The 12,996-nt window shown below is 33.3% G+C and carries 16 protein-coding genes; 8 read left to right on the top strand and 8 right to left on the bottom strand.

Annotated features, from left to right (window positions below; genetic code table 11):
• Nucleotides 1-44 precede the first annotated feature (44 nt).
• From GJV85_RS05370 to mltA, 3 genes are read right to left on the bottom strand one after another with little or no spacing between them, the layout of a single operon-like run.
• On the bottom strand, nt 45-935 hold the full coding sequence (locus GJV85_RS05370) for a phospholipase A (protein ID WP_207562838.1): 891 nt from the start codon (nt 933-935) through the stop codon (nt 45-47).
• Nucleotides 936-1,505, bottom strand: coding sequence for a recombination mediator RecR (gene recR / locus GJV85_RS05365; protein WP_207562837.1), 570 nt, complete (start codon nt 1,503-1,505; stop codon nt 936-938). It lies immediately after the preceding gene.
• On the bottom strand, nt 1,502-2,713 hold the full coding sequence (gene mltA / locus GJV85_RS05360; RefSeq protein WP_242689845.1) for a murein transglycosylase A: 1,212 nt from the start codon (nt 2,711-2,713) through the stop codon (nt 1,502-1,504). The genes recR and mltA overlap by 4 nt, the downstream gene beginning before the upstream one ends.
• A gap of 94 nt (nt 2,714-2,807) precedes the next feature.
• On the opposite strand from mltA, the gene dnaJ reads away from it, so the two are divergent.
• From dnaJ to GJV85_RS05330, 6 genes are all read left to right on the top strand, one after another.
• On the top strand, nt 2,808-3,932 hold the full coding sequence (dnaJ, locus tag GJV85_RS05355; RefSeq protein WP_207562836.1) for a molecular chaperone DnaJ: 1,125 nt from the start codon (nt 2,808-2,810) through the stop codon (nt 3,930-3,932).
• Nucleotides 3,933-3,935: 3 nt separating this feature from the next.
• Nucleotides 3,936-4,526: a class II aldolase and adducin N-terminal domain-containing protein gene (locus GJV85_RS05350; protein WP_207562835.1), complete on the top strand. Its 591-nt coding sequence runs from the start codon at nt 3,936-3,938 to the stop codon at nt 4,524-4,526.
• A 106-nt stretch (nt 4,527-4,632) separates the two neighbouring features.
• Entirely contained in the window at nt 4,633-6,099 is a 1,467-nt protein-coding gene (locus GJV85_RS05345) for a peptidylprolyl isomerase (RefSeq protein ID WP_207562834.1), read from the top strand.
• 1 nt (nt 6,100) lies between these two features.
• On the top strand, nt 6,101-7,456 hold the full coding sequence (gene ftsA / locus GJV85_RS05340) for a cell division protein FtsA (protein WP_207562833.1): 1,356 nt from the start codon (nt 6,101-6,103) through the stop codon (nt 7,454-7,456).
• Between the two features lie 11 nt (nt 7,457-7,467).
• Entirely contained in the window at nt 7,468-8,583 is a 1,116-nt protein-coding gene (gene ftsZ, locus GJV85_RS05335) for a cell division protein FtsZ (protein WP_207562832.1), read from the top strand.
• 27 nt (nt 8,584-8,610) lie between these two features.
• Entirely contained in the window at nt 8,611-8,880 is a 270-nt protein-coding gene (locus GJV85_RS05330; RefSeq protein WP_207562831.1) for a J domain-containing protein, read from the top strand.
• 16 nt (nt 8,881-8,896) lie between these two features.
• On the opposite strand, the gene GJV85_RS05325 is transcribed toward GJV85_RS05330, so the two are convergent.
• The gene (locus GJV85_RS05325) at nt 8,897-9,379 is read right to left on the bottom strand and encodes a DUF4149 domain-containing protein (protein WP_207562830.1); all 483 of its coding nucleotides are present in this window, start codon (nt 9,377-9,379) and stop codon (nt 8,897-8,899) included.
• A 1-nt stretch (nt 9,380) separates the two neighbouring features.
• Entirely contained in the window at nt 9,381-10,208 is an 828-nt protein-coding gene (prmC, locus tag GJV85_RS05320) for a peptide chain release factor N(5)-glutamine methyltransferase (protein WP_242689844.1), read from the bottom strand.
• A gap of 159 nt (nt 10,209-10,367) precedes the next feature.
• Here prmC and GJV85_RS05315 point away from each other — a divergent pair, with 159 nt between their 5' ends.
• Nucleotides 10,368-10,586 (top strand): hypothetical protein, encoded by a 219-nt coding sequence (locus tag GJV85_RS05315; RefSeq protein WP_207562829.1) that lies wholly within the window; start codon nt 10,368-10,370, stop codon nt 10,584-10,586.
• Here the strand turns inward: GJV85_RS05315 and GJV85_RS05310 are convergent, their stop codons facing one another.
• Both GJV85_RS05310 and GJV85_RS05305 read right to left on the bottom strand, forming a co-directional pair.
• Nucleotides 10,587-11,795, bottom strand: a complete 1,209-nt coding sequence (locus tag GJV85_RS05310) for a M48 family metallopeptidase (protein WP_207562828.1) — start codon at nt 11,793-11,795, stop codon at nt 10,587-10,589.
• Between the two features lie 51 nt (nt 11,796-11,846).
• The gene (locus GJV85_RS05305; RefSeq protein WP_207562827.1) at nt 11,847-12,038 is read right to left on the bottom strand and encodes a hypothetical protein; all 192 of its coding nucleotides are present in this window, start codon (nt 12,036-12,038) and stop codon (nt 11,847-11,849) included.
• A gap of 188 nt (nt 12,039-12,226) precedes the next feature.
• Here GJV85_RS05305 and GJV85_RS05300 point away from each other — a divergent pair, with 188 nt between their 5' ends.
• Complete coding sequence (locus GJV85_RS05300) at nt 12,227-12,634, top strand: c-type cytochrome (RefSeq protein ID WP_207562826.1); 408 nt, start codon at nt 12,227-12,229, stop codon at nt 12,632-12,634.
• 21 nt (nt 12,635-12,655) lie between these two features.
• Here GJV85_RS05300 and GJV85_RS05295 read toward each other — a convergent pair whose 3' ends face one another.
• On the bottom strand, nt 12,656-12,961 hold the full coding sequence (locus tag GJV85_RS05295) for a Dabb family protein (RefSeq protein ID WP_207562825.1): 306 nt from the start codon (nt 12,959-12,961) through the stop codon (nt 12,656-12,658).
• Between the last annotated feature and the right edge of the window lie 35 nt (nt 12,962-12,996).

Genomic DNA, 12,996 nt, shown 5'->3' with positions numbered 1-12,996 from the left:
TACTTTTTACTAGTATATCTAGCTATAAAAAAGGTAAATTTAAATCATCTCGAGAAACTAAATCCAAATGAAGCTTTAGAAATATGTTTATCATAATCTATCAAGCTCTCTCCATAACCAGAAAAAACCTTAAGATAGAAGTAAGTGTCATTAATTGCAGGATAAGAATGAGTGTATTCAACAGAGCCTTTTTCAGAGTATGGACTTAATCGTCCTTTTAGTGTCATCATGTGATCGCCTAAAAAATAATTGAGTTTTAGTTCAGCAAAACCTATATAATACAATATACTTGGATTGTCATCATTCTCTATATTTTCTTTCATTCTATGAATAACTTCAAGGTCGGTTACAAGAGTATCATGCTGAAAAGTAAGCTTTGCGTAAAGCATATTTAGACTACGTGATTGATTTAAAGGATCTTGATAATGGTAGGTATAGAGCGTTTTGTCATGAGATTCACCTTGACCATTTGAAGTATGTGCATAAGCCAACTGAACGCTTCTTAACTTAAAAATAGACTCGTCATTGATTGGAATCACAACAAAGACTTCAGGAGAATAATTTGTTTCACGAAAAGGTGATGATTCTGTATATATTTGCCAAAATGCCCTATGTGTATATGAGAAAAAATATCTCTCATCTAAATTAAAAAAATCTTTTGCTACTTGGAGTTTAAAACTTACCTGTAGTTCTGCCTCAACATTAATATAGTCATCGCTTGTAAAAGAATCATATTTATTTTCTTGAATCCCATATGGCAAAATATAGTTTGTTTTATAAGGCTTAAGGCCGAAATTACCATCTAGCCAGTTATTCATTGCAACTTTTGCTCTATCGTGTTTAGGTTTTAAAACATCTAAATCTAAATTTTTATCATTTTGCATCTCTGCAGCATAAAGTGACAGTGTCAGAAAAAAGGCTATTATTAACTTCATCTATACCCTCACTCTGTCTTCCAACGCACGAGTAAGAGATAATAGATCAATATTTTCTAAGCTCACTCCAGTAGGAACACCTTGAGCAATTTTAGAAAAATTGACATTATATGCACTTAACTTATCTTCTATATAAAGAATTACCGCGTCATTTGATATAGATGGTGTGATAGCAAATAGTATCTCATCAACCCCGCGTTTAACAAGCTCTTCTAAGTGAGCAATACTTAACTCCTCAAGCGAGTCAAGAACAAAATATTTTCCATCAAAAAGACCATTCTCTTCAAGTAGAAGTATATCTTTAGCATTTTCAACCATACATAAAAGTGTTGAGTCGCGTGATTCATCACAGCAGATATAGCAGAGTTCATCTTCACTCATCCCTCCACACTCACTACACTTTTTTAGACTACCAAGAGCATCTTCAATAGCATGTGATATACGCATACCTACAAATGTATCATTCATAATCATATGATAAGCAAGCCTTGTTGCTGACTTTTTCCCAACTGTTGGTAACTCTTGAAGTGCATCGACTAAGCGATTAAATTTTTCTAATGAACTGTTCATATACTCTTTTTCTCATCTTTTGGAAGTAATATCCAAAGTTTTAGGGGTGCTTTTAATCTTCCCGCTACTTCTAATGCTTTTTCACCTGCACCTAAAAAGAGGTCTGCTCTAATAGAACCCTTAATAGCTCCACCGGTATCTTGAGCAAAAACTAGTTTAGAAATCTTTTTCTCTTTTAAGTCGGCGTTTAAGTAGAGCATACTCCCTAGTGGTATATACCTTCTATCAACTGCAACTGAACGCTCCGGTGTCAACTCTAAACCTAAAGAACCAGTGGCTGCTTGATCTCTTTGTTTGAAATAAACCATTGATTTATTATAATTTAAAACTTCATCAAGTCTACTTGGATTTTCTACTAACCACTCTTTTATGCTTTGAAGAGATACATCTTTTAAACGCAACTCATTCTTTTGTACTAAGTATCTTCCTATCGCTCTGTACCTATGTCCATTTTGATTATCGTAACCTATATACATAGTTCTATTATCTTCAAGTTTTACACGACCTGAACCTTGTATCTCTAAAAAAAATCTATCTATTTTAGAGTCACAGTAACAGAGTACTTCAGCATCAATACCCTTTGTTTTACTCTGAGCTCTAGTATCATATGGAATAAGCTTATTTCCCTCTACTTTTCCACGAAGTCTATAGTTTTTTAACTTAGGGTAGATAGAGCTTAAATCAACTGTGATTAAATCATTTGGTGTTGTATATATGGGGTACTTATATTTTTTACTTTTCTTTAGAGATGCACGAAGTTCTGGTTCATAATACCCTGTTAATAGTCCCTCCTCTTTAGCATTTTTAGTTGTAATAAAATAGGGTTTAAATGAATTAGTTATGAACTCTTTTGAATCATTTACATTTTCAGCAAGTAAGCAAAGTTCTCCGTAAAGTTTTTTGCTTTTTTTAGTTCTACAATTATTTTTAAACTGCTTCAGAGCCTCCTCATAATTTTCATTATGAAAATTTGGCAACTCATCATAACTACTCTCAATAAGGTAAGTTTTAGGAAGCTTTTTTGATAAAATTTTCGGTTTGAGAGTGGCATTTATTTCTGAAGTACTCACCATGGGTATTGATGTATTTGAGTCTATAGATTTTTCAAAAAAAGTAATATCGATAAATTTATTAATCAATTCATTTTGCTCTTTAGAACAGCCTAAAAAGAGCATTACAATGGAAAAAATATAGATAGCTATTTTCATAAGAGTGATTATACCATCTAAATTATTTATAGAGGTTTGAAGTAAACTACAAAAACGGTATAATTCCAAAAATATTACAATTAGATGGAAGAAAATGGAAGATTTAAGTTACTACGAAATATTAGAAGTCACACAAAGTGCAGATAAGACAACTATTAAAAAGGCCTATAGATCAATGGCTAAGAAGTACCATCCTGACAAGAATCCTGATGATAAAGAAGCTGAACATAAGTTCAAACTCTGTAATGAAGCGTATCAATGTCTTAGCGATGACAAACAGAGAAGTATCTATGACCGTTACGGTAAAGAGGGCCTACAAGGTATGGGTGGCGGAGGCCGTTCATCTGGTGGTTTTGATGATTTAGGTTCTATGTTTGAAGATATGTTTAGTGGCTTTGGCGGAGGAGGTTCTCGCCGTCGTCAAAATCCAGCAGATATGGATAAGTACCCGCTAGATATGAATATTGACATGAGAATTAGTTTTAGTGAAGCTATATTTGGATGTGAAAAAGAAGTCGATTATTCATACAAAAAATCTTGTAAAGATTGTAGCGGAACTGGTGCCAAAGATGGAAAACTTTCTACTTGTAAACAGTGTAAAGGACAAGGCCAAGTTTATATGAAACAAGGTTTTATGACTTTTTCTCAAACTTGTCCAGTCTGTCAAGGAACAGGAAGTGCGGCAACAGATACATGTAAAAGCTGTCGTGGAAGTGGTTATGAAGAGGTTAAAGAAAGCGTTAGCATTAAAGTACCTAAAGGTATCGACAGTGGAAATAGACTTCGTGTCTCAGGAAAAGGAAATATTGGCAAAAAAGGTCAAAGAGGCGATTTATATGTTACTTTTGAAGTTGAACAAGATAAGCACTTTATTAGAGATGACAATGATGTTTATATTGAAATTCCTGTATTTTTCACTCAAGCTATCACTGGTGAAACACTAACCATTCCATCACTAACAGGTGAGTTAGAGCTCAAACTTAATGTTGGAACAAGAGACAAACAGCGTTTTACTTTTAGAGATGAGGGTATAGATGATGTACATGGTCATGGTAAAGGAAATTTAATCGCAATTATTAACCTACAATATCCAAAGACACTCAATGATGAGCAATTTGAACTTCTTAGTAAGCTTCAAGACTCTTTTGGCATAGAATCAAAACCGCATGAAGGCGTACTTGACTCAGCTATTGAAAAGATGAAGAGTTGGTTTAAATAAGTCATGAATAAACCACACCTCAAAGAGATTCTTTCTAGCTTAGCACTATCTATGTTTAGAAAGGATTTCTTTGGTATTTATCACGGTTCACTATCAGCTAAAACTGAGACGAATCGCTTTTTAATAAATACAAATGAGGCTGTCTTTGATGCCCTACATGAAAACTCATTGATTGAGCTCTATTATAAAAAAGATTATCGTTGGAATCAAGCAAGTATAGATGCAGGAATTCACTATAGTATATACTCACAAATTAGTGAAGCAAAATTCATCTGTTTTAGCATGCCTCAATTTACAACAGCCTATTCACTCCAGCATAATGTAATTACGCCAAAAGATTACTTTGGTTTTAAAGAGATCGGTTCTATAGAGATTGTAGATCCAAAACAGTTTGAAGATTGGTATGATAGAGCTGCCAGTGAAATAGCCTACTATTTTCAAAGTCAAAAAACAAATATTATGGTTATCAGAGGTTATGGCGTTTATGCTTATAACCGAGATATTCATGAGATGGCGAAAAAACTTGCGGTATTAGAAAAAAGCTGCCGACTACTTATGCTAGATAGTCAGGTAAGTAACTACGATTACGAGTAAAAAGTACCTTTCTTACCCACTTCACAGATATTAAACTTTTTTTTATCAAGCTTTAATACGAATTTACATAGAATTACACAAATATCAAAGATAAGGTTTTTTATATATGATTACATGGATGCAAAGACATAAAAAGTGGCTTATAATAACTATATGGGTTTCAACAATCGCGTTTGTTGGTGCAGGATTTGTTGGATGGGGACAGTATAGTTATGGTGACAAAGCTGGAGCTGTTGCCAAGGTTGGAGAAGTTGAAATCACAATGGGTGAACTTCAAAAAAGCTACTCACGTTTATATGCAAGATACAATGAGATGTTTCAAGGTAATTTTGATGAAGAAAAAGCAAAACAGTTTGGTCTTCAAAAACAAGCACTTGATCAACTTATTCAACAATCACTCTTAGTAAATCTAGCACACTCTTATGATTTACAAATATCTGATAAAGATCTTATCGCTTCACTAAAAACTCAAGAGTACTTCTTCAAAGATGGTTCATTTGATAAAGAGACATATAAGCAAGTTCTATCTCAAAATAGACTAAGTACAAAAGAGTACGAGCAAAGTTTAACAAAAGAGCTTCTTATCCAAAAAACTCTATCACTGCTACCAGTAAAAGAAACTAAAAACGAAGCTAAAATACTCTCTACTATTTTAAATATAGCTGATAAAATTAATTATAAAGTACTTACATCAGCAGATATTACAATTGACACTTCAGATGAAAAACTTAAACCATTTTGGCAGAGTAGATCTCAAAACTTTATGAGTGAAGTAAGTTATGATGTAAAATATATCAAACAAGACAAAGTTACAGAGAAGTTTGATGATCTTACAATTTCACAATATTACACTAACAATAAAACTCATTTTAAAGGTGAGGATGGAAAAATACTTCCTTTAGAATCAGCAAAATCAAGCATTATAGATGAGCTTAATGAAAAAGCGACGAAGGATAAAGCACTAAGAACATATATAGCATATAAGAAAGGAGAACTTGACTCAGGTGTGGCTTTCAACACTGCTACAATTTCAAAATCAAACAATCCTTTCAATGAAGATACTATAGAAAAAATATCTAAGCTGTCAATAAGTTCTCCTTACATGAAGCCTATTTTAGTAAACGGAACTTATTATACTTTTGAACTTATAAAAACTAATCCATCAATAGCAAAGACTTTTAAAGATGCAAAAAATGAAGTTTTAGCAATCTATATATCTCAAACTAAAAAAACAAAACTCCAAGAGTTAGCAAACAACTCATTAGAGACATTTTCAGGGACTACTACAGAGTTTATAACAGCAAGTGATTCTTCAAAATTAACTAATTTAGAAGTAGCACAAGCAAGTGAATTTTTACAAAATTTATTTGTAAGTGATAAGAAAAGATCTTACATAGAATTAAATAGCGGAAAAATTGTTCTTTACCATATATTGGAACAAAAAATGCTTGATAAATCTAATAACGAAACAGATAATACGATTGCTTCACTCAAGAGTGGTATCTTCAATGAAGCGCTTATTAAAAGTTTGAAAAATAGATACAAGACTGAGATATTTATCCAAGGACTCTAAATTGAGTAGAACTGTTTTAGCCATTGATATTGGCTCAACAAAAATATGTGCTATCATCGCTCAAATTGAAAATGATGGTAGTATATCTATCACTGGTGCTGGTACTACAAAAGCACAGGGCCTTAAACGCGGTAGTATCACAAATATCGAACTAGCTTCAAGAAGTATAGAGACTGCTGTTGAAGATGCAAAACGTGTTGCAGGTAGTGATGTAAAAAGTGCTATCGTTTCGATTAGTGGAGCATATACAAAAAGTTTAAACTCTAATGGTATTGTAAATATTCAGACAAAAGAGATTAGCTTTAAAGAGATAGAGCGCGTCATGCACACCTCTTTATACAATGCTAATATACCTAATGAATATGAAGTTCTACATGCCCTTCCTTTTAACTTTAAAGTAGATGATCAAGATTTCATAGAAGATCCACTTGGTATGAACGCTTCGCGTTTAGAAGTTGAAACACACATCATTACAACACAAAAGTCAAATCTAAATAATCTAAAAAAAGCAGTTCTTGGCGCTGGCGTTGAAGTTGAAAACATAGTCCTTAACTCTTATGCTTCTTCTATAGCAACACTTAATGAAGATGAAAAAGAGCTTGGTGTTGCTGTGATAGACATGGGTGGAAACACAAGTAACATTGCAATTCACTCAGGAAATTCTATACGATACAATGAGTTTCTTGGTGTAGGCTCAAACCATGTAACAAGTGACTTATCTATGGCACTTCACACACCATTAAATGTAGCAGACAAGGTGAAACTCACTTATGGTTCACTACTAACGCCAAGTAATGATCTGATAGAACTTCCTGTTATAGGTGATGAAGAGTCAACACATGAAGTCTCACTCGATGTAGTTCATAATGTTATCTTCGCAAGAGTAGAAGAGACACTTATGATACTAGCTCAGTTTATAGATAACAGTGGCCTTAAAGGGCAAATCGGTGCTGGAATTGTTTTAACTGGTGGTTTTTCAAAAATGGAAGGCATCAGAGATTTAGCAATAGCGACATTTGGTTCTATGCCTGTGCGTTTAGCAAAACCTGTAGAGATGAATGGTCTTTTTGACAATCTAAGAGAGGCTGAATACTCTAGTGCTATTGGCCTTGTTATGTACTCAGCAGTTGCATATACTCCATATGAGATAGATGCAAACAAAAGAGTAAGACATACAAATGAGAAGCCAACTGATAATAAATCTATAGATCTTACATCGGCTCAGATACCTGTTGCACCTTCGGAAGAGGATGCACAAGAGATAAAAATGGTAAATCTAGATAGTTCAAAAGAGAAAAAGAGTGATGAAGCTGGTGGCTTTAGTAAGTTTTGGAACTGGGCTACCCAGTTATTTTAAGGAGTGCAATAATGGAACCATTTATAGTTGAAGAAGCAAATAGTTTAAGCGGTGCAAGAATCATAGCTGTCGGTGTTGGTGGCGGTGGTGGTAATATGATTGGTCATATGATTAAAGAGGGTGTTACTGGTATTGAGATGATGCTAGTAAATACTGATGCACAGGTTTTGAATGAAAACTCTGCAGCATCAAAAATACAAATTGGTGCAAAACTCACAAAGGGTCTTGGTGCTGGTATGAAGCCAAACATCGGTAAAGACTCTGCATTAGAGAACTATGACGATATCAGAACCGCGCTAGAGGGTGCTGATATCGTATTTATCTCTGCTGGTCTTGGTGGTGGTACAGGAACTGGTGCTGCTCCTGTTGTTGCACAAATTGCTAAAGAAGTTGGTGCACTTACAATTTCAATAGTAACAAAACCATTTATGTTTGAAGGTCGTAAACGCCTAAAACTTGCAGAAGCTGGACTTGCTGAACTTAAAAAAGAGAGTGACTCTATAGTTGTCATTCCAAATGATAAACTTCTTTCAATCATCGATAGAAAATTAGGAATGAAAGAGAGTTTCAAAATAGTAGACAGCGTTTTAGCTCAAGCTGTAAGTGGAACATCTGGTGTTATTCTCTCAAGTGGAGATAATGATATCAATCTTGACTTCGCCGATTTACAAACAGTAATGAGCCATAAAGGTATGGCACTTATGGGTGTTGGTGAGCACGAAGGTGACAATGCAGCCTATGAAGCTATTAAAGCAGCTATAGAGTCTCCACTACTCGACAACATGTCGATAAATGGTGCTATGGGTGTTTTAGTACACTTTAACATGCATCCTGAATTTCCTATGACAGAGATGGCAGAAGCGATGGAAGTAGTTCATGATAGTGCTCATGAAGAGGCTGAAGTTATCTGGGGAACATCTACTGATGAGTCTCTCCCTGAAAACTATGTAAAAATAACTATAGTAGCAACTGGTTTTGAAAAAGATTTATCAAATAATGAAGATTTTGTAAGTGAGACTCCAGTAGCTCCACCTCGTGCTAAAATCCGTCCACGTTTAGTTGTTGGTGGTGATTTAGATGCAGATTACTTAGATATTCCAGCATATATGAGACAACAACAAGACTAAAAATTGTCAACTCCTTACGAAAAACTCATGAAGGCCAAATCACTCCTTGGTCTTCGAGAGACTTCCTCTTTAAAAGAAATCAAAAACAAGTACAAACTACTTATGAAGAAATGGCATCCTGATAAACATGATGGTAATCAAGATAAAGCCACACAGATGAGTATGCAGATCAATGATGCTTATGAAACTGTACTAGCTTACTGTAATGCTTATGAGTACCCATTTGATGAAGAGAGTATTAAAAAGGCTACATACTCACCAACTGAATGGTGGAATGATAAATTTGGAGAGAGATAAAAGCTTAGTCAGTTATTTATTTTGTTGTGCGAAGAAGCATGAGTCTTCTTACAAAAAGAATGATTAAAGCAACCGCAAGAATTTTAAAGTCTATTTCACTCGCTGTATGAATATTCTTAAAAGTATCACTCTGAGTTGCTTCTACACCCATTGCTTGCATAGAGAGTATATTTGGTGAATAAACGGCACTAAACATAAGAGATGCAAACAAAACTGTCACAGCTGCTCCAAAACTAATAGCATCTCTCTCTCCAGTCTTATATTGATATGCTTCATATAGTGCCACAAAAGCTCCTAAGAAGTAGCTCCAATATGAAAATCTACGAAATATTTCACCCATAATAATTCCCGCATTATAATTATCTAATGCTATCTCTGTAAGTATTTTATCAGTGTTAAAAACCACAGGAGCGACAAAAGCACCGAGAACTATAACTCCACCAAATGAAGCCGCTAAAATTATCAAATAACTGAAATCTACATAAATATTTTTTTTCAATCTATACCTTTAGTGTAAAGCCTCTATCAAAATCACTTAGATCTTTATAGAACTCTAAACTCTCATAATTTTTATCTCTTAAATAATGTTGTATTTTATCTTTTTGATCATAACCCATCTCACAAGTAAAAAACTTAATCTTTTGTTTTAAGACTCTATCAAGAAGTTCTTGAATGATTTCATCACCAATTTTTCCCCCAAAAAGAGCATTTTGAGGTTCATAAGAGAGATTTGACTCTAACTCTTCATCATCGGCAATATAAGGAGGGTTAGATACCAGATAATCAATTTTCTCATCTACATTATCAAGAAGTGAACCTAAACGCAACTCTATTCTATCTTCAAGAGCAAATTTTTTTATGTTTACTGCTGCAATCTCTAAGGCACCTTGGGATATATCTACTGCTATAAAAGAAGCATTTTTATAATGCTTTGCAAGTATTATAGATATTATCCCGCTTCCAACTCCGACTTCAACGAAGCTTATCTTTTCATCTTTATTTGGAAGATTTTTAAAAACATCTTCTAGGAGTAACTCTGTTTCAGGACGAGGAATTAAAGCACCCTCTTTTATAAAAAATTCTTCACTATAAAAACTCACACGATTTGTAATATACTCTAGAGGCTCATTTTCAGTACGGCGTTTAACCCACCCTATCAGTTTATCTATGTTTTTTACTTGAGTATTTTGATTTGTTATCAACCAAAGCTCATCAACTTCTAAAAAATACATTAATAAAAGTTGTGCTTCACGAGATGCTCTAGGAATAAATTCTGTTAATTGGAGGGTAATATCTTTTAATATATTTTTGACTATCGGATTTTTCAATATATACAACTTTTTTAAAATTATAACAAAATATCTATATGCTATCTATACTTTCAAATCATCAATATCTTAAAAAAACCTTAGAATAAATCATGCCTGTTAAATAATAATAGATAATTAGTAGATATTTATATATAATTCCCTCAATAAGGAATCAAAATGAACAAAAATATATTAATATTACTTACTCTTACTGTTTTTTCAGCTTCAGCATATGCAACTGATAGAGAATATATATCAGCTTCTCTAAAAATAGCTGAACTAAAAAATACTATTTATGCTCAAAACCTTGAAAATAGAAGATCTTCTGTAAACAAAAGTAGATCTACTTTAGAGTCAATGCGCCAACTTAAAGCACTCCAACAGAATAAAAGTTAGTTAAATATCTACACCTAACTCTCTTAAACGCTCTAATACTGGTGGATGTGTATAGTGAAAAAATATATACACTGGATGAGATAAAGGATAACTTTTATTCTCAGTCACTAGTTTTTTAAGAGCATTTGCAAGTTCTATTGCACCTGCTTCTCCTCCAAGTTCACTTCCCATTCTATCTGCGGCATACTCATTATGTCTACTTACTATTCCCATTATTGGCATCATTATAAAACCTAAAACCGGTATAAAAAGCATAAGCAGTATCATAAGTACATATGGCTCGCTACTCAAACCTAACTCAAGATAAAGAGTATCTGGTAGATTGCCAAATATAGCAAACATTGCTAAGAGCATACTACCAACAAGTGCTATATTTTTATATATATCTCCATGAGCAAAGTGTCCAAGTTCATGTCCTAAAACAGCAAGTAATTCTTTAGTTGTCAGTTTTTCTATCAAAGTATCAAAAAGAACAACACGTTTTGCCTTACCAAACCCACCAAAATATGCATTGAGTCTTGCATCGCGCTTAGAAGCATCACTTACAAAGACTCCTGAACTTACAAAACCAGTTTTATCCATAAGAGTCTTTATCTCATCATCAAGAGTTTCATCTTGAAGTGGTGTTAATTTGTCAAAAAACATTGCTCTAAACGCTGGATATAACATATTTATAAGAATAACTACTGCAAATATAAAAACAAAACTCCATAACCACCAGAGTGTGAAATTGGAGATAATTTCATAAACACCCCAAACAACCACTGAGCCAAAAACTAATGTCATCACAAAAGATATAAGTGTATCTTTTATCCACTGGCCCATTGTGGACTTGTTAAAGCCAAACTGAGTATCTAAAACAAACTTTTCATAGTATGCAAACGGTAGAGATACAAGAGAGTTAATCACTACAAATCCCATAACGATTGCTATATTATAAATTACGTCATTCTCAAATAAGATATTGTTTTGTAATGCTTTAATCCCAAAACCTATCCATGCAATAAATATCAAGTAGTCCACAAATGCGTTTACGATAGAGAGCTTCTCTTTAGCAACACCATAGTTACCAGCTTTTAAAAACTCTGCTGGAGTAAGTAAAACTGCCTCTTTTGTTTTTGAGTGATTTATAAACCCAATCTGCATTACACTTGTATATAAAGTAATGAGTAGATATAAGGTATATATACCTGTAATTGTCATCAACATAGACTTGACCTTTAGTAGTTAAAATTTAGTTCTAATCTTATCATTTTTTTATTACTTAAATGGTATGTTTTTTGTAATATTTTCTGTTTTTATACTATCATCAACATCACCATAGATAGTAGCAACAACAGTATAAACAATAGAGAGTATAACTCCAGCTATTATTACAGCCCATACAACTCTTCTTTTTTCACCCTTTAGTCCATTATAGTCACTCATTGATTCTAAGGTAGGCTCACTCATTTTATTATCCTTATTTATAATTGTTATAAGATTATATCATTTAAAATTTAGCTATTTGTATTATCTGAGAGCTAATATTTCTGATTAAGTCTTTTTTTTATTTTATTTTTTCGTCACAAAGAGACTATTAACACTCTCTTAACAGACGATCTGTATACTTTAATATATAAAAAAAGGAAGCCTATATTATGAAAAATATACTACTAACTACTCTACTCCTTGGTTCAACACTTTTTGCAACTGATGGATATGAGGTTTTTAAAAATAAATGTCAATCTTGTCATGCAGAGATGATGACTTCTGAGTATGCCCTAGCCCATATAAACACTCTTGTGGCTCCACCAATGGTTGAAGTCTCTAATCGCTTAAAAGAGAACATACAAACAACTGATGAAGAAGAGGATGTAAATCGCTATCTTTTTATACTTTTTGTAAAAGATTATATAATCAATCCAAATCTTGACAATAGCATGTGTAACAGTGGAGCGATTGAGAAATTTGGAACAATGCCATCACTCAAAGGTAAAATAAACGAAGATGAAAAACAAGCTGTAGCGGAGTGGCTCTATGATAGATACGAAAATGTAAAGTTTTAATATGAGAAGGGTTTTATAACCCTACTCTGAAGCATAGTCTAAAACATAATCTACGACTTTAGACTCTAATGTTACACTCTTTATAAGTTCTACAACTTTAAGGTGTTCTTCATGTCCCGCATAGATTTCCAAATCTTCTTGAGTTTCAAACGTTGAGTATAAAGAGAGATCAAACGCACGATCTGATTCGTCAAAATTCACACCCACTTCTATAGACTTCAACTCAGGAATTAACTGCTCAAGCTTTTCTAACTTATGCTTTACTTTTGCGATATTTAACGCCATATCCTCTTTTTGAAACTTAAACATTACTATATGAACTATCATCTCTCAACCTTGTATAATTTACAAATTTTAACAAA

Source organism: Sulfurimonas aquatica (assembly GCF_017357825.1).
Lineage (GTDB): Bacteria > Campylobacterota > Campylobacteria > Campylobacterales > Sulfurimonadaceae > Sulfurimonas > Sulfurimonas aquatica.
This window is presented reverse-complemented; position numbering and strand designations above follow the sequence as displayed.

Coding starts and splice junctions, on each gene's coding strand:
- GJV85_RS05370 (WP_207562838.1), bottom strand. CDS start 935: ATGAAGTTAATAATAGCCTTTTTTCTGACACTGTCACTTTATGCTGCA.
- recR (WP_207562837.1), bottom strand. CDS start 1,505: ATGAACAGTTCATTAGAAAAATTTAATCGCTTAGTCGATGCACTTCAA.
- mltA (WP_242689845.1), bottom strand. CDS start 2,713: ATGAAAATAGCTATCTATATTTTTTCCATTGTAATGCTCTTTTTAGGC.
- dnaJ (WP_207562836.1), top strand. CDS start 2,808: ATGGAAGATTTAAGTTACTACGAAATATTAGAAGTCACACAAAGTGCA.
- GJV85_RS05350 (WP_207562835.1), top strand. CDS start 3,936: ATGAATAAACCACACCTCAAAGAGATTCTTTCTAGCTTAGCACTATCT.
- GJV85_RS05345 (WP_207562834.1), top strand. CDS start 4,633: ATGATTACATGGATGCAAAGACATAAAAAGTGGCTTATAATAACTATA.
- ftsZ (WP_207562832.1), top strand. CDS start 7,468: ATGGAACCATTTATAGTTGAAGAAGCAAATAGTTTAAGCGGTGCAAGA.
- GJV85_RS05330 (WP_207562831.1), top strand. CDS start 8,611: ATGAAGGCCAAATCACTCCTTGGTCTTCGAGAGACTTCCTCTTTAAAA.
- GJV85_RS05315 (WP_207562829.1), top strand. CDS start 10,368: ATGAACAAAAATATATTAATATTACTTACTCTTACTGTTTTTTCAGCT.
- GJV85_RS05310 (WP_207562828.1), bottom strand. CDS start 11,795: ATGTTGATGACAATTACAGGTATATATACCTTATATCTACTCATTACT.
- GJV85_RS05305 (WP_207562827.1), bottom strand. CDS start 12,038: ATGAGTGAGCCTACCTTAGAATCAATGAGTGACTATAATGGACTAAAG.
- GJV85_RS05300 (WP_207562826.1), top strand. CDS start 12,227: ATGAAAAATATACTACTAACTACTCTACTCCTTGGTTCAACACTTTTT.
- GJV85_RS05295 (WP_207562825.1), bottom strand. CDS start 12,961: ATGATAGTTCATATAGTAATGTTTAAGTTTCAAAAAGAGGATATGGCG.